The 18,525-nt window shown below is 67.8% G+C and carries 14 protein-coding genes; 8 read left to right on the forward strand and 6 right to left on the reverse strand.

What is annotated here, in order from left to right; all coding sequences use genetic code 11:
* Window positions 1–75: 75 nt before the first annotated feature.
* The 3 genes from IEW34_RS26540 to IEW34_RS26550 all read right to left on the reverse strand — a co-directional run bounded on the left by IEW34_RS26540 (window position 76) and on the right by IEW34_RS26550 (window position 2,606).
* Window positions 76–1,296: a multidrug effflux MFS transporter gene (locus IEW34_RS26540; protein ID WP_188612259.1), complete on the reverse strand. Its 1,221-nt coding sequence runs from the start codon at window positions 1,294–1,296 to the stop codon at window positions 76–78.
* The gene (locus IEW34_RS26545; protein WP_188612495.1) at window positions 1,293–1,745 is read right to left on the reverse strand and encodes a MarR family winged helix-turn-helix transcriptional regulator; all 453 of its coding nucleotides are present in this window, start codon (window positions 1,743–1,745) and stop codon (window positions 1,293–1,295) included. Before IEW34_RS26545 ends, IEW34_RS26540 begins: the two co-directional genes overlap by 4 nt.
* 183 nt (window positions 1,746–1,928) lie before the next feature.
* Entirely contained in the window at window positions 1,929–2,606 is a 678-nt protein-coding gene (locus IEW34_RS26550; RefSeq protein ID WP_188612260.1) for a TetR/AcrR family transcriptional regulator, read from the reverse strand.
* 274 nt (window positions 2,607–2,880) lie between these two features.
* On the opposite strand from IEW34_RS26550, the gene IEW34_RS26555 reads away from it, so the two are divergent.
* From IEW34_RS26555 to IEW34_RS26565, 3 genes are all read left to right on the forward strand, one after another.
* Window positions 2,881–4,182: a cytochrome P450 gene (locus IEW34_RS26555; protein WP_244642243.1), complete on the forward strand. Its 1,302-nt coding sequence runs from the start codon at window positions 2,881–2,883 to the stop codon at window positions 4,180–4,182.
* 170 nt (window positions 4,183–4,352) lie between these two features.
* Window positions 4,353–5,579 carry an ABC transporter substrate-binding protein gene (locus tag IEW34_RS26560; protein ID WP_244642244.1) on the forward strand — a complete coding sequence of 409 codons (1,227 nt, stop codon included), beginning with the start codon at window positions 4,353–4,355 and terminating at the stop codon, window positions 5,577–5,579.
* 146 nt (window positions 5,580–5,725) lie between these two features.
* Entirely contained in the window at window positions 5,726–6,949 is a 1,224-nt protein-coding gene (locus tag IEW34_RS26565) for an ABC transporter substrate-binding protein (RefSeq protein WP_188612261.1), read from the forward strand.
* 27 nt (window positions 6,950–6,976) lie between these two features.
* Here the strand turns inward: IEW34_RS26565 and IEW34_RS26570 are convergent, their stop codons facing one another.
* Together IEW34_RS26570 and IEW34_RS26575 are read right to left on the reverse strand one after the other, a co-directional pair.
* Entirely contained in the window at window positions 6,977–8,653 is a 1,677-nt protein-coding gene (locus IEW34_RS26570) for a SulP family inorganic anion transporter (RefSeq protein WP_188612262.1), read from the reverse strand.
* Between the two features lie 232 nt (window positions 8,654–8,885).
* Window positions 8,886–10,163 carry an aspartate aminotransferase type Ic gene (locus IEW34_RS26575; RefSeq protein ID WP_188612263.1) on the reverse strand — a complete coding sequence of 426 codons (1,278 nt, stop codon included), beginning with the start codon at window positions 10,161–10,163 and terminating at the stop codon, window positions 8,886–8,888.
* Between the two features lie 340 nt (window positions 10,164–10,503).
* On the opposite strand from IEW34_RS26575, the gene IEW34_RS26580 reads away from it, so the two are divergent.
* Window positions 10,504–11,961: a flavin-containing monooxygenase gene (locus IEW34_RS26580; protein ID WP_188612264.1), complete on the forward strand. Its 1,458-nt coding sequence runs from the start codon at window positions 10,504–10,506 to the stop codon at window positions 11,959–11,961.
* Window positions 11,962–11,979: 18 nt separating this feature from the next.
* Here IEW34_RS26580 and IEW34_RS26585 read toward each other — a convergent pair whose 3' ends face one another.
* Window positions 11,980–12,675, reverse strand: a complete 696-nt coding sequence (locus IEW34_RS26585) for a TetR/AcrR family transcriptional regulator (protein ID WP_188612265.1) — start codon at window positions 12,673–12,675, stop codon at window positions 11,980–11,982.
* Window positions 12,676–13,043: 368 nt separating this feature from the next.
* Between IEW34_RS26585 and IEW34_RS26590 the strand changes: the two genes are divergently transcribed.
* The 4 genes from IEW34_RS26590 (at window position 13,044) to IEW34_RS26605 (ending at window position 18,484) form a co-directional block, all read left to right on the forward strand.
* Complete coding sequence (locus IEW34_RS26590; protein ID WP_188612266.1) at window positions 13,044–14,246, forward strand: ABC transporter substrate-binding protein; 1,203 nt, start codon at window positions 13,044–13,046, stop codon at window positions 14,244–14,246.
* Between the two features lie 48 nt (window positions 14,247–14,294).
* Window positions 14,295–15,038, forward strand: a complete 744-nt coding sequence (locus tag IEW34_RS26595; protein ID WP_188612267.1) for an SDR family NAD(P)-dependent oxidoreductase — start codon at window positions 14,295–14,297, stop codon at window positions 15,036–15,038.
* A 169-nt stretch (window positions 15,039–15,207) separates the two neighbouring features.
* Entirely contained in the window at window positions 15,208–16,824 is a 1,617-nt protein-coding gene (locus tag IEW34_RS26600; protein WP_188612268.1) for an AMP-binding protein, read from the forward strand.
* Window positions 16,825–16,849: 25 nt separating this feature from the next.
* Window positions 16,850–18,484 carry a class I adenylate-forming enzyme family protein gene (locus tag IEW34_RS26605; RefSeq protein ID WP_188612269.1) on the forward strand — a complete coding sequence of 545 codons (1,635 nt, stop codon included), beginning with the start codon at window positions 16,850–16,852 and terminating at the stop codon, window positions 18,482–18,484.
* Window positions 18,485–18,525 lie beyond the last annotated feature (41 nt).

An 18,525-nucleotide genomic window follows, 5' to 3' on the forward strand; every position in this document is an offset into this window, starting at 1 on the left:
GGTAATGCTCCGTCGCCGCCTCCGCAAGGCGCGGGCCCCTGGGCCCGGCCGCCGCCACGGCGGCCGCCGTGTCCCTCAGCCGCCAAGGCCGCTCCGCGTCCGCTGATAGCGGGCGGCGCCCCAGAACGAGAGCTGTGCGACGATGCCGGCGCCCGCCAGCACCACGGCTGCGGACAGCGCCGGGTCCGTGCCGAGGCCGACGAGTGCCGTGCACAGCCCCCCCACGGCCATCTGAATGAAGCCGTAGAGGCCCGACGCAGAGCCTATGATCCGTGGATCGACGCTCACCGCCTCCGTCAGCGCCGCCGGCGAGGCCGTGCCACCGCCGAGCGTGAAGACGAACATCGAGGCGATCGTCAGGCCGACCGACAGGTGCCCTGACACCACGGAGGCGAGCAGCACCAGCGCCGCGATCGCACTCAGGGCATTGGCACCGATCATCAGGCGTCGTGGCGGCACACGGCCCACAAGTCGGGTCGCCAGGATGCTGCCGACCCAGACGCCGAGGACGAGGATGGCGACGTAGACCCCCACCCGCTCGATCGGCTGGTGCAGGTCCTGCGTGAAGACGAAGGGCGCCGCCGCGATGAAGGCGTACATGGAGGTGGTGGCACAGCCGCCGCCGATGGCGAAGCCGAGAAACGCCGGTGAGCGCAGCAGGCGTCCATAGCTCCGCAACAGTCCGGCGCCGGCCGCCGCGGACGGGGCCGTCGTCTCCGGCAGCAGCCGCCAGGTCAGGACCAGGCCCGTGACGCCGAGGGCCGTGAGCCCGACGAAGATCGACCGCCATCCGGCCGAGCCGGCGAGCGCGCCGCCGAGCAGCGGCGCCAGGCCGGGCCCGACCGTCACCATCAGGTTGAGCAGCGCGAGCCGCCGCACGGCCTCGGTCGGCGCCGCCAGATCCCGCACGATCGCCCGGGCCAGCACCAGCCCGGCGCAGCCGCCGAGCGCCTGCAGCAGCCGCATCCCGATGAGCACGCGCACGTCGTCGGCCGCCGCCGCTCCCAGGCTGGCCACGATATAGATCGCCAGGCCCGCCATCAGCGTCGGCCGCCGCCCGAAGCGGTCGGAGACCGGGCCATAGATGAGCTGGCCCACCGCCAGCCCCAGGATGTAAAGGCTGATGGTCAGCTGCATCGACGGCGCACCGACGCCGAGGTCGCGCGCCGCCACCGGCAGCGCCGGGACGAAGACGTGCATGGCGAGCGTGCCGGTGAACGTCACCAGCGCCAGGAGCCACAGCGGCGCGCCTGCGCCGGCAACGGCAGCGGTGGGCGCCTTGCCGGGGTCCCTCACGCGGCGGCCTCCTCGGCGGCAAGGGTGCGGCAGATGTGCTGGAGCACGCGCGATGTGGTCGCCAGATCCTCATCGGACACGCCGACGAGCGCATCGTCCCGCACGCGGTGCGAGCTGTCCTCGACATGCTCGACCATGGCCTGCCCGGCCGGCGTCAGCACGATCGCCTTGGTGCGCCGATCGATGCCCTCCCGGCGCTCGACCAGGCCGGCCTCCTGCAACGCATCCAGCAGCCGCACCACGGCGGAGCTGTCGAGCGACAGGGAGTCCGCCAACTCCTTCTGATGCATGGCGCCAGGCGCCCGGGCCAGGCGGATGAGCGGCAGCCAGGTGGCCTCCGTGAGGCCGAACGGCTCAAGGCCGCGGTCGACGGCGCGCCGCCACAAGCGCGCCGTCAGCGCTAGCAGCGGCCCCAGGCCGCGCCGGACGGTCTCGTCGGAGGATGTCATGGGCACGCAGACACACACATTAGATGATACCTCAATAGATGACATATCATCTAAATCTGCGCAACATCTGCCATCCTTACCTCGCCCCTGCCCGGCCACCTGTTCGCGCCGTTCCGCCGTCGCGGCCGGCGCACGCTGTACCGCTCGTGCCATGCGCGCGACCAGGCGCCATGAGCACGGTCGTCACGGCGTCCTTGGCGCCGGCCGACAGCCCCGCAGAAACAGCCTGATCGAGCGCTCCGCCCGCTCGCGCTTGGCCTCGGTGAAATCGGCGGCCTCCAGGCCGTGGACGGCGAGATAGAAGGCGGGCCCGGTGGCCGCCTGCATCAGCTGCTGCGCGGCAAAGGCGATGTCCTCGATCTCGGCCTCGCCCCTGCCCACCGCATCCTTCAGGACGTCCTCGACGAGACGCACGGAGCGGGCCACGGGTCCCTCGAAGACCGTCCGCGCCAGCTCTGGAAAGCGCTCGACCTCCGACGTGGTGATGCGGTCGAGTGCGATGATCTCGGGCGTGAGAATCCACTCGAGCAGGTGGCAAACGAGCTGGCTCAGGCGCTCCTCCAACAGTCCCTCCAGAGCCGGGGCCCCCTCCAGCGGCCCGAGGTTGCGCTCCACCACCCGGTGGATCACCGCATCGAAGACCTGCGCCTTGGTGGCGAAGCGGCTGTAGACGGTGCGCTTCGCCACCCCCGCCGCGGCCGCGATGGCCTCCATGCTCGTGGCGTCGAAGCCCGAGCGCAGGAACAGGGCGGTGGCCGCGTCGAGCACGCGATGGGTCAGGTCGCCCGCCGCCTTGCGCGACGGCCGGCCGCTCCTTCGGGCCGGAAGACTCAAGCTCTTCGCAAGCGCGTTCGTCGTCACGGCGTACCTCTGCTCGGGCGCGGCGCCGGGGTCGCGGCCGTTCCGGGCACTATCCGCGCGCCCACGGCAGTTTTCCATAAGACTGCCGGCATCCGCCGGGTGAGAAAGCGCTCCCGAATGACACGGCCTCGTGCTATTAATCGCTCTATCGCAGGCTACACCTGACCTGCGGACAAACAAGGGACCGGCGCACAATGCCGGCCCGCATTCGAGCGATCGCAGCGCGACGGCCTTCCCCGCGAGCCGCCACGGCGCGACGCGGGAGGAAGCCATCGTGACGACAAGCGACATTCTGATTCACCAGGATCTGCTAATTCCCCAAGACACGGCCGCAGCTCTCGTCGACCCCACGGCCTATGCCACGCCGCGCCTCCACGAGACCTACGCCTGGCTGCGCGCCAACAATCCGCTCGGCGTCGCGGAGCCCGAGGGCTTCGACCGCTTCTGGGTGGTCACCAAGCACGCCGACATCCTGGAGATCAGCCGCCAGAACGCTCTGTTCCGCAGCGGCGAGCGGCCAACGACGATCACGGACCAGGCGTCCGATGCCCGCGTGCGCGCCATGACCGGCGGCAGCCCGCACCTCGTACGCTCGCTCGTGCAGATGGATGCGCCCGATCACTTGAAATACCGCGCCCTGACCCAGGCGTGGTTCATGCCTGCGAACCTGCGCAAACTCGAGGAGCGCATCCGCGACATCGCCCGCACCGCGGTGGATCGCCTGGCGGCATTCGACGGGCGCTGCGACTTCGTGACCGATCTGGCGCTCGGCTATCCCCTGCACGTGATCATGGAGATCCTCGGCGTGCCGGAAGAGGACGAGCCGCGCATGCTGAAGCTGACCCAGGAACTGTTCGGCGTCCGCGATCCGGACAAGGCGCGCAAGGCAGCCGAGCTCAGCCCCTCGCAACTGGCCGAGCTGATCCAGCTGTCGATCGCCGATTTCGGCGCCTATTTCGGTGCCATGAGCGCCGACCGCCGGGCCCATCCCCGTGACGACCTGGCGAGCATCATCGCCAACGCCAGTATCGACGGCAAGCCGATCTCGGACTTCGAGGCGATGAGCTATTACATCATCGTGGCGACGGCCGGCCACGACACCACGTCGGCGACCACCTCCACCATTCTCTGGGCTCTGGCGCAGAACCCGGCAGAGCTCGCCAAGGTCAAGGCCGATCCCTCGCTCATCCCGAGCCTGGTCGAGGAAGGCATCCGCTGGGCGACGCCCGTGAAGACGTTCATGCGCTCGGCGACGGCGGACTACGAGCTCAGGGGCCGCACCATCGCCAAGGACGACTGGCTGATGCTCTGCTACGCCTCCGGCAACCGCGACGAGGAGGTGTTCGACGATCCCTTCGTCTTCCGGGCCGACCGCAAGCCGAACAAGCAGCTCGCCTTCGGCTACGGCGCCCACCTCTGCCTCGGCCAGCACCTGGCCAAGATGGAGATGCGCATCCTGTTCGAGGAACTGCTGCCGCGCCTCAAGTCGGTCGAGCTCGCGGGCGAGCCGAAGCTGACCGAGGCGGTGTTCGTGTCCGGCCTCAAGTCGCTGCCGATCCGCTTCCAGATGGCGTGATGTCGCCGGGCGGCGCAGGGCGTGGCCTCGGCATTGCCGGCACCACCGCGCGCCTTGATGAAAGGGCGGCCGCACGATTGAATGATCCCACGGCGGCGTCGGGGCTGATGCCCGACGACCGACCGACGGGCGAGCGGACAAGGCCGCCTGAACAAAAGTGGGAGGAATGCGTGAAGAGGCTCTATCGTGCGGCTGGCGCCTGCGCCGCCGCAACCATCGTGCTGTCCGCCGTCGCAAGTCCGGCAAGCGCGGAGAAGGCCGCCGGGCCGGGCGTCAGCGACAGCGAAATCAAGATCGGCAACACCATGCCTTACAGCGGGCCGGCCTCGTCGCTCGGCGCCGTCGGCCGGGTCGCCGGCGCCTATTTCAGGATGATCAACGAGCAGGGCGGCATCAACGGGCGCAAGCTCACCCTGCTCAGCCTCGACGACGGGTTCGCCCCGCCCAAGACCGTCGAGCAGACGCGCAAGCTCGTCGAGAGCGACGGCGTCGCCTTCATGTTCGCCACCATGGGAACGGCGCCGAGCTCGGCCATCGCCAAGTATCTCAACGGTGCCAAGGTGCCGCAGATCTTTCTGATCAGCTCCGCCTCGAAGTGGAACGATCCGAAGAACCAGCCCTGGTCGATCGCCTTCCCCTGGCAGCCGCCCTATGCGAATGAGGCAGCGATCTACCTGAGCTATATCCGCAAGCAGAAGCCCGACGCCCGCATCGCCCTGCTCTACCAGAACGACGACGCCGGCAAGGAGTATCTCAAGGGCACGCGGGACGCGCTCGGCGCCGATGCCGACAAAGTCATCGCCGCCGCCTTGCCGTTCGAGGTGGCCGACCCCACGGTCGATTCGCAGATCCTGGCGCTCGCCGCCACCAAAGCCGACGCACTGATGATCTACGGGGTCACGCCGCGCGCCTGCTCCCAGGCGATCCGAAAGACCGCCGAGATCGGCTGGACGGCGGTGCGCTTCCTCGCCGGCGGCTGCGCCAATCCCGAAACGGTGCTCAAGCCCGCGGGACTGGAGAATGCAGCAGGCCTGATCAGCGTCATCGCCTTCAAGCCGATCACGGCCGGGCCGCAGACGGACCCGGCGATCATCGCCTATCTCGATTTTATGAAGAAGTATTCGCCGGAGCTCGATCCCCTGAACTCCAACGGATCCTACGCCTATACGATTGCCGGCGCCCTGACGAAAGTACTCCAGCAGGCGGGCAGCGACCTGACGCGCGAGAATATCATGCGGCAGGCGGCCAACCTGAAGGACGTCGAGCTGCCGCTGCTGCTGCCCGGCATCCGATTGAACACCAGCCCGGACGATTTCCGTCCCTTGCGCGACGGCTATCTCGCCCAGTTCAAGGGTGGGGAGTGGGTCGCCTTCGGCGATCTGATCAAGGGCCAGTGACGGCGGCCGGCTCGTCGATCCGATGCAATCGGACGATGTCTTCCGGTTGGCAGAGCTCGAGCCGGACCGTTGACGAAGCTCGGCACAGGCTCGATGCTGTCGCAATGAACGACAAGCCGTCCGAAGGCGGCAATGGGAGGAACGGCATGGAACAGCCCCGCACGGCGGCGTTGCGACTATTGGCGCTCGCGGCCACGGCGCTCGCCGCGTCGGCGAGTTCGGCCCTGGCGCAGAAAACCTACGATCCCGGCGCGAGCGACACCGAGATCAAGGTCGGCAACACCACCCCCTACAGCGGTCCCGTCTCCCCCTACAGCCTCATCGCTAAGACGGAGGCTGCCTACTTTCGCATGATCAACGAGAAGGGCGGTGTCAACGGGCGCAAGATCAAGTATATTTCCTATGACGACGCCTACAGTCCGCCCAAGACGGTCGAGCAGACGCGCAAGCTGGTGGAGAGCGACGAAGTCCTGCTGATGTTCAGCGCGCTCGGCACCCCCACCAACACGGCCGTTCAGAAATACCTGAACGGCAAGGGCGTGCCGCAATTGTTCATCTCGACCGGTGGCAGCCAGTGGGGTAATCCAAAACAGTTCCCCTGGACCATGGGCTATACGCCGACCTATCGGGGTGAAGGCCGCATCTACGCCCGCTACATCCTTCAGAACCACCCGGGCGCCAAGGTCGCGATCCTCTATCAGAACGACGACTACGGTAAGGACTACCTGGCCGGCTTCAAGGACGTGGTCGGCGAGAAGTACGGCAAGCTGGTCGTGGCCGAGGCGACCTACGAGGGCAACGACCCCACCATCGACAGCCAGATCCTGCGGCTCCAGGCATCGGGTGCCGACGTCTTCTTCAACGTGACGACGGCGAAGTTCGCCGCCCAGTCGATCAAGAAGATGGCCGAGATCAACTGGAAGCCGGTGCACCTCCTCAACAGCGTATCGAGCTCGGTGGGCTCGGTGCTGAAGCCCGCCGGCTTCGAGAATGCCAAGGGCATCATCTCCGTCGCCTACCTCAAGGATGCCACCGATCCGCAGTGGAAGGACGACCCGGGCTACAAGGAATGGTCCGCCTTCATGGACAAGTACTTTCCCGAGGGCGACCGCGCCAACTCCTTCACCGTGCTCGGCTTTTGCACGGCGCGCACGCTGGTGCGCGTGCTCGAGCAGGCCGGCGACACCCTCACGCGTGCCAACGTGATGAAGCAGGCGGCCGATCTGAAGGACGTGGAGGTCGGCATGCTGCTGCCGGGCGTCACGGTCAACACCAGCCCGACAGACTATTTCCCCGTCGAGAAGGAGCAGTTGCAGCGCTTCAACGGCGAGCGGTGGGAGTTGTTCGGGCCCATCGTCACCGGCGAGTGACGTCGACGCGGGCCGCCGGCGCACGTGCTATGCTGCCGGCCCGCGGCGCTCGAAGGCCAGGACGACATCCTCCAGATCGTCGAACAGCATCGCCGGACCGATCTTGTCGAGGACGCCGGCACGGCGCAGGAGCTGCATCGGCTCGTTGTGGAGCTCGGCGACGCCGAGCGTCAGCCCGCGCCGGGCGAACGCGGCGTGCACCTCTTCCAGCATGGCCGCGGCCGTCGAATCGAGCTGAACGACCGCGCTGGCGTCGAGGACGAACCAGCGGGTATCGGCGGGCTGCGCGTCGGCGAGGCTCTCGAGCCGGGCTCGGACATAGTCGACGTTGAAGAACAGGATGCTGCCCTCGATCAGGCAGACAGCCAGGCCGGGAACCGGACGCGCCGCCTGCGAGCGATGCAGCTTGTAGAAGCCGAACTGCCCCGGGATTCGGCCGAGCAGGGCATCGCGCGGCCGCATCTCCTTGAGCAGCACGTAGCAAAGCGTCGCGGCAACGGCGATGACCACCCCGCTCAGCACCCCGAGGCTGACGGCGCCCCACATGCCGATCAGGGCGAAGACGAACTCCATGCGACTGGCGCGCCAGACTGCCCGCAAGCCATCGATGTCGATGAGGCTCAGGGCCGCTGCCGCGAGGACGGCGCCGAGCGCCGGGACGGGCAGCAGCCGCAGGGCGCCGTTCAGGTAGAGCAGCATGATCGTGAGCGCGAGGGCCGCGACCAGGCCCACCATCTGCGAGCGGCCGCCCGCCGACAAGTTGATGGCGGTGCGCGAGTCCGACACGGTGACGGGAAAGCCGCTGAACAGGCCCGACGCGATGTTGGCCGCCCCCAGTCCGGCGAGCTCCCTATCGGTATCGACGCGGAAATTGCCGCGCGCGCCGAAGCTGCGGGCCGCCACGAGGCCCGAGCTGAAGCTCACCAGCCAGACCGCTCCGGCGCCGAGCAGCAGCTCGCTGAGCGGCAGCTTGATGTCGAGGGGGAAGGACAGCGCCGGGAGCGCCTCCGGCAGGCTTCCCACCACCTTGATGCCTTTGCCTTCGAAGTCGAACAGCGCCGATGCGATGCCGGCCACGATGACGACCACCAACGGTCCGGGAACCGGTGAACGCACGCGCGTCAGCAGCATCAGGAGCGCGAACATGGCGGCCCCGAGCGCGACGGATGGCCAGTGAACCAAGTCGGCCTTGCGGAAGAGCTCGAGGAAGGGCGGAAACAGGCCGTCGGACTCGATCTTCAGGCCCGTGAAACGGCCGATCTGGCCCACGAAAATGGAGATCGATATGCCGCTGATGAAGCCGATCAGGATGGGCCGTGACAGAAAGGCCGCGATCGCGCCAAGGCCGATCTTGCTGGCGGCCAGGCAGAGCGCCCCGACCGCCAGCGCCAGCGCCGCAGCGGCGGCGACCCGATCAGCCGGAGTTGCGGCGCTCATGCCGGCGAGAACCGCCGCCAGCACCGTCATGGTCGCCGCGTCCGGCCCGACCATGAGCTGGCGCGAGGGGCCGAACAGCGCATAGCCGACCAACGGCAGAATGCTGGAATAGATGCCCACCTCGACCGGCAGGCCGGCGATGGCCGGATAGGCGATGGCGCTCGGTATGGCGACGGCCGCGACCGCGAGCCCGGCGGTGATATCCGAGCGCAGCCAGTTCGCCTCGTAGCCCGCAAGCCCTCGGATTATCGAAAGTCGGGTCCACATGACTTCGCCCCACCACCACACGGCGCGACGCGCAAGGGCAACGCCCCGCCGGGCTGCCCGGCCGTTCGACCGGCGCGGCCCTACCGGCCGCGCCGACGCCGTCACGGACAATAGCCGAATGCAGGCTCATATCGTGTTCGCGAATCGAGCGGTCCGAAGATCTTGCCGCCCCTACTTTGGGATGACCTGCGGAGGGGCGACGGCCGCGTCGCGCGCGGACGTGCCTCCTCCCCTACGCCGGGAGGTGCTTCTCGCAAGCGGCGAGCAGCGTGCACAGCGCGATGACCTCGGCCGCCTGCTCGACCTCGGCAAGGCTCGGATAAGTCGGAGCGATGCGCAGGGTCCTGTCGTCCGGGTCGTGGCCATAGGGGTGCGTCGAGCCGGCCGGCGTCAGCGCCAGGCCAGCGGCCTTGGCGAGCGCGACGATGCGCGCCGCCGTCCCCGCCGCCCCGTCGAGCACGATGAAGTAGCCGCCGAGCGGCTTGCTCCAGCGCGCGACGCCGTAGGGACCGAGGCGGCGCCCAAGGACTTCGTCAACCGCCGCGAATTTCGGGGCGATCAGCGCCCGGTGCTTCTCCATATGGGCGCCGATGCCGGCCGTATCGCGCAGGAAGCGGACGTGGCGGAGCTGATTGAGCTTGTCCGGGCCGATGCTGCGCTTGCCGGCGCAACCCAGATACCAGCCGACGTTGGCCGGCGAAGCGGCGAGGAAGGCGAGCCCGGCCCCGGCCAGCGTCACCTTCGAGGTGGAGGCGAAGACCACCGGCCGGTCCCCATGGCCGGCCTCGGCACAGGCGTCCAGGACGTTGCGCAGCTGCGGCCTCGCATCGGTGAGGTGATGCAGCACGTAGGCGTTGTCCCACAGGATGCGGAAGTCACTCGCCCCGGTCCACATCTGTGCCAGGCGGGCCACGACCGCGTCGCTGTAGGTCTCGCCGCTCGGGTTGGCGTATTGCGGCACGCACCAGATGCCCTTGACGGACGGGTCGGCGGCCAGCCGCTCGACCTCGTCCATGTCCGGCCCCTCGCCGGTCAGCGCCACCGGAATCAGCTTGATGCCGAGGGACTGACTGAGCGCGAAATGTCGGTCGTAGCCCGGCACCGGACTGATCAGGCTGATGGCCTCCTCCTTCACCCATGGCCGCTCGCCGCCGGGCACTCCATGGAGCAGTGCGTAGACCAGCACGTCGTGCATCAGGGCCAGGCTCGAGTTGTTGCCGGCGACGATCTGCTGCGGCGGAGCGCCGAGCACCGGCGCGAACAGGGCGCGCACCTCGGGCAGTCCCTGGTTGCCGCCGTAGTTGCGGGCGTCCTCGCCCGCCTCGGTGAAGTGGTCGCCGTTGCCCGGCAGGGCCAGCATGCCGGCTGCCAGATCGAGCTGCTCGGGCGACGGCTTGCCGCGCGTCATGTCGAGCGCAAGGCCACGGCTTTTGAGCGCCTCATGCTCGCGCACGAGGTCCGCGTGGAGGGCGCGCAGCGCGTCTGCGCTCATCTCGGCCAGGGCCGTCATCGGGCATGTCCGTTGTTCAGGGGATTGGACCGCTCCTGAATACTGCCGAGGAGCGCGTTGCGCCATATGCGGCTGCGGGCAGATCACCGGTTCTCGACGGGACACAACGACGCCGTTCGTACCCGAGCGGCGCGGTTCGCGCTCCTCCAGGCTGCCACGCCGCCTGGACGAGCGCCGCGCCGTGTCCGGGACCGCTCACACGCATACCTACCGATTGACATAAAAATCTACCACCTAGTATATGAAGTCTCCTTGACGCCGAGGCTCGCGCCCGGAACTCGCAAGAGAGATCCGGGCGCGGCCATGGGGCGCGACGCACCAACACCGGAGATTTGGCACCGTGAAGCACACAAGGCGTTTGCGCGTCGCCGTCATCGGCGCCGGCGCTTCAGGCGTGATGGCCTACGTCAAGCTGAAGCAGCATGGCCACGACGACGTCCAGCTCTTCGACAAGGGCGACGACTTCGGCGGCACCTGGCGGGACAACACCTATCCCGGCCTCGCTTGCGATGTTCCCTCGCACCTCTATCGCTATTCCTTCGAGCCCTATGCCGAGTGGTCGCGCGTCTGCTCGTCGGGGCCTGAGATCCTGAGCTATTTCAAAGCGGTGGCGGGCAAGCATGAGGTCGGCCGGGCGACCGAGTTCGGGGTCGAGGTGCTCGGGGCGGAGTTCCTGGAGGGCTGCTGGTACCTGGAGACGTCCAAGGGACCGCGCGGCCCTTTCGATGCGGTCGTCTCGGCCATGGGCATCCTGCGGTTCCCGCTCTATCCGGACATCGCGGGCCGCGATGCGTTCGCGGGCGCCAGCTTCCACGCCTCGCGCTGGGACCATTCCGTGGCCCTGGCGGGCAAGAGGGTGGGCGTGATCGGCACCGGCTCGACAGCGATCCAGATCGTATCGGCGACCGTCGATACGGTCGGCGAGCTCAAGATGTTCCAGCGCACCGCGCAATGGATCATGCCGCTGCCCAACAAGGCGATTCCGGAGGAGACGAAGCAACGTTACCGCAGCGATCGCGCCGCTCTCGAGATGGAGTATGCCCGCCTCGCCGACGCTTTCAACGGTCGCTTCGCGGCAGCCGTGGTCGGCGATAATCCCGAAGCCTACGACCGCATCGCCCGCCAGTGCCGGGAGCATCTCGCCACCGTTCGCGATCCCGACCTGCGCGCCAGGCTCACCCCTGACTACGAGGTGGGCTGCAAGCGCCTGATCATGTCGGACAGCTTCTACGAGGCGATCCAAAGGCGCAACGCAACGCTGGTGACCGAGCGCATCGAGCGGATCATGCCCGAAGGCGTGCTGACCAGCGAGGGCCGCCTGCACGCGCTCGACGTGATCGTGTTCGCCACCGGCTACGACGCCCACACATTCGTGGCACCGATGGAGGTGCGCGGGCGAGACGGGCTCTCGCTCGCGGAAGCCTGGGCGGACGCGGCCGAGGCGTATCTCGGCGTCACCGTTCCGGGGTTCCCGAACTGGTTCATGATCGGCGGCCCGAACAGCCCGATCGGCAACTTCTCGTTCATCATGACAGCCGAGCGCCAGTTCGGCTACGCGCTCGCGCTGATCGACCGTCTGGCCGACGATCTCAGGGAGGTTTCGCCGACCCCCGAGGCGACGAAGCGCTTCAACGAGGCCATCAAGGCCAAGATGCCGGACACGATCTGGGTCAGCGGCTGCCGCAGCTGGTACATGGACCGCAACGGCAATATCGCGTCCTGGCCGTGGAACTACGAGCGCTTCGAGGCCGAGATGCGCGAACCGGATCTCGACCACTTCGAAATCGTCCGCCAATAGGCTTGCATTGCTTGGTGCCTATTTGGCCGCCGCCCTCCGGCGGCGCGGCGCGGCCCGGCCTGTCGCGGTGCCACCCTTGCCGGGCGCCGCGGAGGCCACCCCGGACTGGCACTTGGCGCCCGCAAGCTTGAGCGCGAGGTCAGCCATCTCGTCACACAGTTGCTCAGGCGAGAGCCGCCCCGCGGGGGAGTACCACCGGTGCGCCCAGCGCACCATGCCGCTGATCGCCAGGGACGCGACCGCCGTATCCCGGACTTCGAACTCGCCACGCCGCACGCCGTCGCGGAGCAGAGCCGCGAGCTTGTTGTCGAATTCTTTCTGCGTCTTGCGGATGGCCTCGATCTTCTCGGGGCTGAGGTTCTTCTCCTCCTCGAGGAGAATCGCCGTGAAGCTTCGCTGCTCGATGTTCTTGAGCAGGTAGACCTTGGTGAATGCGACGAGGCGCTCGGACGGACTGCCCTCTTCGGCCTCGAGGAGGCCGACGACCCCCTGGTAGAGATCGCTATAGACGACATCGAAAAGCTCTTCGAGAAGCGAGTACTTGCTATTGAAATAGGTATACACGAACGGCTTGGTCACACCGAGAGACGAAGCGATGTCATCCAGCGTCGTTTTCTGAAACCCCTTCTCATAAAAGAGCTTGGCTGCGGCCTCGATGATAAGCTTCTTCTTGTATTCGCGAACAGTCTTCTTCGCGTCCAGCGCAGCTTTCATTACGGCTCCATGCAGGCGCAGTCCAAGTGAGGCCCGGCTCCCATACCACGGAAGGCGCGGGCGAGCCAGGCCGGAACTTAATTATACCGTGTTGACGAAAAACATACCATATAGTAGCCATTCCTCCACGACGGTCGCGCAAAATGGCAGTGCGCCCGTGAAGCGACGACGAAGGCTCCGCAAGCCGATCTTCGGCCGGGGGTGTGCAAGAGGCCTGCAAGCATCAGTCCCGGACCGGGATCGGAGAGGGCGGACCCGGCCGCCCTAAAGGGCCCGGACGGGACCGGTGCCGCGCCCACCGAACCGCAGCAATAGGCGTCAGCAAGGCTGGCGAACGAGACCACTCGACAATAACGACGGGGGAAACGATGAAGAGGCAGCTTGTCGCATCTGTTTTCGTAGCGCTTCTCGGCTGGACGCCGACGCAGGCCGCGGAGGCGCCGGTCAAGATCGGACTTCTGGAAGACATGTCCGGCATCTTCGCCGACATATCCGGCAAGGGCTCGGCGCAAGCCGCCCGCATGGCGATCGAGGACTTCGGCGGCACCGTGCTCGGCCGGCCGATCGAGCTCTTGGTGGCCGACCACCAGAACAAGCCCGACATCGCCTCCGCGACAGCGGCGGAGTGGATCAAGGACAAGCGCATCGACATGATCACCGGCGTCGCGCACTCGGCGGCGTCTCTGGCTGTGCGCGAGCTGACGCGCGGGGCCGGGGTCGTCGACATCATGTCGAGCGGCGGATCGACCGATCTGACCAACAAGGCGTGCTCGCCGACCGGCTTCCACTGGTCGTGGGACAGCTACATGCTGGTCAAGTCAACCGGCGAGGCGGTGGTCAAGGACGGCGGCAAATCCTGGTTCTTCCTGTCGACGGACAGCGCTTTCGGCGTCGCCTCCCAGCGCGAGGCGACGGCCGTCATCGACCAGAATGGCGGCACCGTGAAGGGGTCCGTCAAGGTCCGCCACGGCCTCCCCGACATGACGTCGTTCCTGCTGCAGGCGCAGAACTCGGGCTCACAGGTGGTGGGGCTGGCGATCGCCGGCTCGGACTTCATCAACTCGGTCCGCCAGGCGTCCGAATTCGGCATCACCGCGTCCGGCCAGTCGCTGGCAGCGCTGGTGGCCTTCATCACGGACGTGCACAGCATCGGCCTCCAGAACGCCCAGGGGATGTATATCTCCGAGCCGTTCTATTGGGATCTGACCGACGAGACGCGGGCGTTCTCCGAGCGCTTCTCAAAGGCCGTGGGCGCCATGCCCACGACGATCCAGGCGGGCATCTACAGCGCCGTCTTCCATTACCTCAAATCCGTCAAGGCGGCTGGATCGACTGAAGCAAAGGCCGTGGCCGCCAAGATCCGCGAGCTGCCGGTGAACGATTTCTGGACGGTCGACGCGCGGGTGCGCGAGGACGGCCGCGTGCTGCGGCCCGTCCATCTCTTCCGGGTGAAGACGCCGGCCGAGTCGAAGCGGCCGTGGGACTACTACCGCCTCGTCTCGACGCTCGACGGCGCCGCCGCCGCCCGCCCGTTGGCGGACAGCACCTGCGGCTTCATCAAGCAAGACTGAGCCGCGCCCGCGGCCTTCGAAACCCCCGACTTCGCCAGGACATCACCCATGGACAACGTTTGCATCGTCACCGGCTCGTCCCAGGGCGTCGGACAAGGGATCGCCAAAGTGTTCCTGGACCGCGGCCACGCGGTGCTCGGCACCGACATCAAGGCGGCGGCGGACGAGTTGAGCTGCCACGCGCGCTACGTTCACCACCGGGCCGACCTGCGAACGCCCGAGGGGTGCGAGCAGGTGGTAGCGGCTTGCCTCGCCCGCTTCGGGCGGATCGACGCGCTCGTCAACAACGCGGGTCTCGGCAACGCCCGCCCCTTCGACGAGACCACCGAGGCGGACTATGCCCGCTACTACGACATCAACGTCGGATCGGTACTGACGCTGACCCGGCTCGTCCTGCCGCATCTGAAGACGAGCGGCGGCGCGGTGGTGAACATCGCCTCGGCGTTCGGCCTGGTCGGCGCGGCCGGCAGCGCCGCCTACGTGCCGACGAAGTATGCCGTCGTCGGCATCACCCGGATGCTCGCGACAGAATTCGGCCGCGACGGCATCCGCGTCAACGCGGTGGCACCGGGGCTGGTGTGGAGCCCGGGCACCGACGAGCGCATCCGCACCGACGCGTGGTGGCAGCGCATGATGATCGAGGGCTGTCCGCTCGGCCGGGTGGGACAGCCGGAGGAGATCGGCGAGGCCTGCTTCTTCCTGGCCTCTCCCTCGGCCCGTTTCATCACCGGCGTGGTGCTGCCGGTCGACGGCGGCTGGTCGATCGCCAAGTTCCTGCCCAGGCCGCGCTAGAGCGCCTTCGAGCGAAGCGGACGCCGGTTCGCGTGAAGAAAACGCGACAAGTCAAACAGATAGAGTATTTCGGCGATTCGAAGAAACGCGGAAATGCACTAGAATTGTCCACCGGTCGAGGCCGGCCCATCCACTCCCTATTCGCAGGCGACATGTTCAAGGAGCACCCGTGGCCTCCCACGACCCCCGCGTTCCCGAGCGCCGCCGTGCCGTTCTCCGCTACCTGCTCGAGCAGGCTGCGGCCGACTTCGCCGATCGTCCGTTCATCCGCTTCGGCGACGGCAGCGCCGTCAGCTATGGGGCGTTCAAGCGCCAGGTCGAGCAGGCCGCCGCCGGCCTCGCCGCCCTCGGCGTGAAGCAGGGCGACACCGTCACCGTATGGCTCCCCAACGGCACCGAGTTGATCCGCCTCTGGTTCGCGATCAACTGGCTCGGTGCCACCTACGTGCCGATCAACGTGGCCTACAGGGGCGGCTTGCTCGCCCACGTGATCGCCAACGCGGGCTCGCGGGTGATCGTTGTCAGCGTCGACCTGGTGGGGCGCCTGGCCGATATCGACACCGCCGAGCTTGCGACATGCGTGGTGGTCGGCGGCGGGGCGGCGCCGGTGGCCGGCCTGCGCATGCTCGCAGCCGAGACCGCGCTCGCCGGCGACCCCCTCGCCATCCCCCCGCTCGAGCGACCCATCGAGCCGTGGGACCTGCAGAGCATCGTCTACACATCGGGGACGACCGGACGCTCCAAGGGAGTCGCCAGCTCCTACGCGCACCTTGCCCACATGAGCGGTCCGCAGAGCTTCTACATGCTCGACCGCGGCGACTGCGTGCTGCTCTACCTGCCGCTGTTCCATATCGGCGGCACCCTGCCGGTCTACGCCATGCTCATGCGCGGTGGCACGATCGGCCTTGCCGGCGAGTTCACCACCGAAGGCTTCTGGCCGGCGGTCCGGTCCACGGGGGCCACCTTCGTCATCCTGCTCGGGGTGATGACCGGGTTCATCGCCAAGCGACCGCCCTCCCCGGGCGACCGCGACCATCCCCTGAGGAAGGTGATGATGATCCCGCTCGACGACGGCTGGCGCGACTTCGGCGACCGCTTCGGCGTCGACGTCTGGACGCTCTTCAACATGACGGAGCTCAACGTGCCCATCGTCTCGCGGGCGAACCCGCCCAAGGCCGGCACCTGCGGACGGCTGCGGCCCGGCGTCGACGCACGGATCGTCGACGAGCACGACTGCGAGGTGCCGGACGGCACGGTCGGCGAGCTGATCGTGCGGGCCGACGCTCCCTGGGCCCTCAACTCCGGCTACCACAAGGACCCGGAGGCGACCGCGCGGGCCTGGCGCAACGGCTGGTTCCACACGGGCGACGCCTTCAGCCGGGACGCGGAGGGCGACTATTTCTTCGTAGACCGCATCAAGGACGCCATCCGGCGGCGCGGCGAGAACATCTCGTCCTTCGAGGTCGAGGCGGAGATCCTGGCTCACCCCGCCGTCAGGGAATGTGCCGTGGTCGCCGTTCCGAGCGAAAGCTCGGAGGATGAGGTGCTGGCGGTGGTCTCGCCGGTTCCGGGGCAGCCCATCGATCCGGCCGAGCTGCTCACGTTCCTGAGGCCCCGCCTCGCCCATTTCATGCTGCCCCGCTACATTCGGGTGCTGCCGGATCTGCCGAAGACGCCAACCCAGAAGGTCGAGAAATATGTGCTGCGCCGCGCGGGGCTCGCAGGCGACGCCTGGGATCGCGAGCAGGCCGGCGTGAGAATCGCCCGCGAGAAGATCCGCGGCTGATGCGATGGGAGACAAGGAGAGCTGGATGTCGTCACCTCTGTTCGGCGCGCTTCCCGCGCTGGCGGCCGACCAGTGGCCGGAAAGAGTCGCCCTCACGTTCCGTGGCGCGACCCTCACCTTCGGCGAGTTGGAGGAGCGCGTCGACCTGGCGGCGCGCGGCCTCCTCGCCCTCGGCCTTCGCCCGGGCGACAAGGTGGGGCTGCTGATCACCAACCGGCCAGAGTTCGTCATCGCGATCTTCGCCGCGCTGCGCGTCGGCTGCGTCGCCGTGCCCCTGAACACCCGCTACCGGGAAAACGATCTCGCCTACGTCCTGGCGCGGGCCGACTGCCGGGCGCTGATCACGGTCGACCAGTCTGGGCCGGTCGACTACCTCGCCATCGTCGCGGCCATCCTGCCCGAGCTCTCGTCCCAGCCGCCCCTCCTGTCGGGCGGGTTTCCGCATCTCCAGCAGGTGATCGTCATCGGCGCACGCAGCCTTCCGGGAACGCTCGCCTGGCCGCAGCTGATGGCACTCGGCGATGGTGTCGACAGGGCGACCATGCGCCGGCGCCAGGACGCCGTATCGCCCGGCGACCTCGCTCTGGTCATCTTCACCTCCGGGACCACGGGACATCCCAAAGGCGTCATGCACGACCACAGCAATCTCAGGTGCATCGCCGAACGCAACGCGCTCTGGCGGCTGGCGCCGGGCGAGGTCACGGTCAACTACCTGCCCATGTTCCATCTCTACTCGCTCAGCGAGATCGTCGTCTCGAGCCTGCTGGGAGGGGTCACGCAGATCGTGCTGGAGACCTTCGACGCCGAGGCGGTGCTCGATCTCGTCGAGAGCGAGCGCGTGAACATCGTGCACGGCTTCGACACCCACTATGCCGACCTGCTGCGGGCGCAGGCCCGCCGGCCGCGCGACCTCGCCAGCCTTCGCTTCGGCACCTTTCCGTCCGGCATGGACAGCACGATCCCCGTCTGCCTGGAAACCCAGAGCCGGCTCTGTCCGACCGTGACCGGGATCGGGTCATCGGAAACCTGGAGCTGGATCGCCACTTGCCCGATCGAAGCCCCCGAGGATGAGCGCTGCCGCTTGTCCGGGCGCCCGCTGCCGGGCGTCGAGATCAGGATGGTCGACCCGGCGACCGGCACGGACGTGCCGGAGGGGACGCCGGGGGAGATGCTGTTCCGCGGCTACACCGTCATGAAGGGCTACTTCGCCGACCCCGAGGCGACGGCGGCGGCACTCGACGCCGACGGCTGGTACCACAGCGGCGACCAGGGGATCATGTATGCCAACGGCTGCTTCCGCTTCACCGGCCGCTACAAGGAGATGCTCAAGGTCGGCGGCGAGAACGTTTCGGCCCAAGGTGTCGAGTTCGAGCTGAAGCAGCTCGTGCCGGCCATCGAGCAGGTCGCCGTCGTACCCCTGCGTGATGAGCGGCTGTCCGAGGTGCCCGTCGCCTATGTCGTGATGCCCGAGCCGCGAGCGCTGGGCGAGGACGAGATCATCGCTGCCTGCCGCGGCAAGATCGCGAGCTTCAAGATTCCGCGGCACGTTTTCTTCGTCGACGAGCTGCCGCAGACCCCCTCGGGCAAGGTGCAGCGCTACATCCTCAAGGCCAGGGCCGAAGACGACGTCGGACGCAAGCTCAACCGCGGCACCTGTTAGGCTGCTGACGGCGCCGTTCGCGGGCGACCCGGCCCGGGTCG

The organism is Chelatococcus reniformis (assembly GCF_014640075.1).
GTDB classification, from domain to species: Bacteria; Pseudomonadota; Alphaproteobacteria; order Rhizobiales; family Beijerinckiaceae; genus Camelimonas; species Camelimonas reniformis.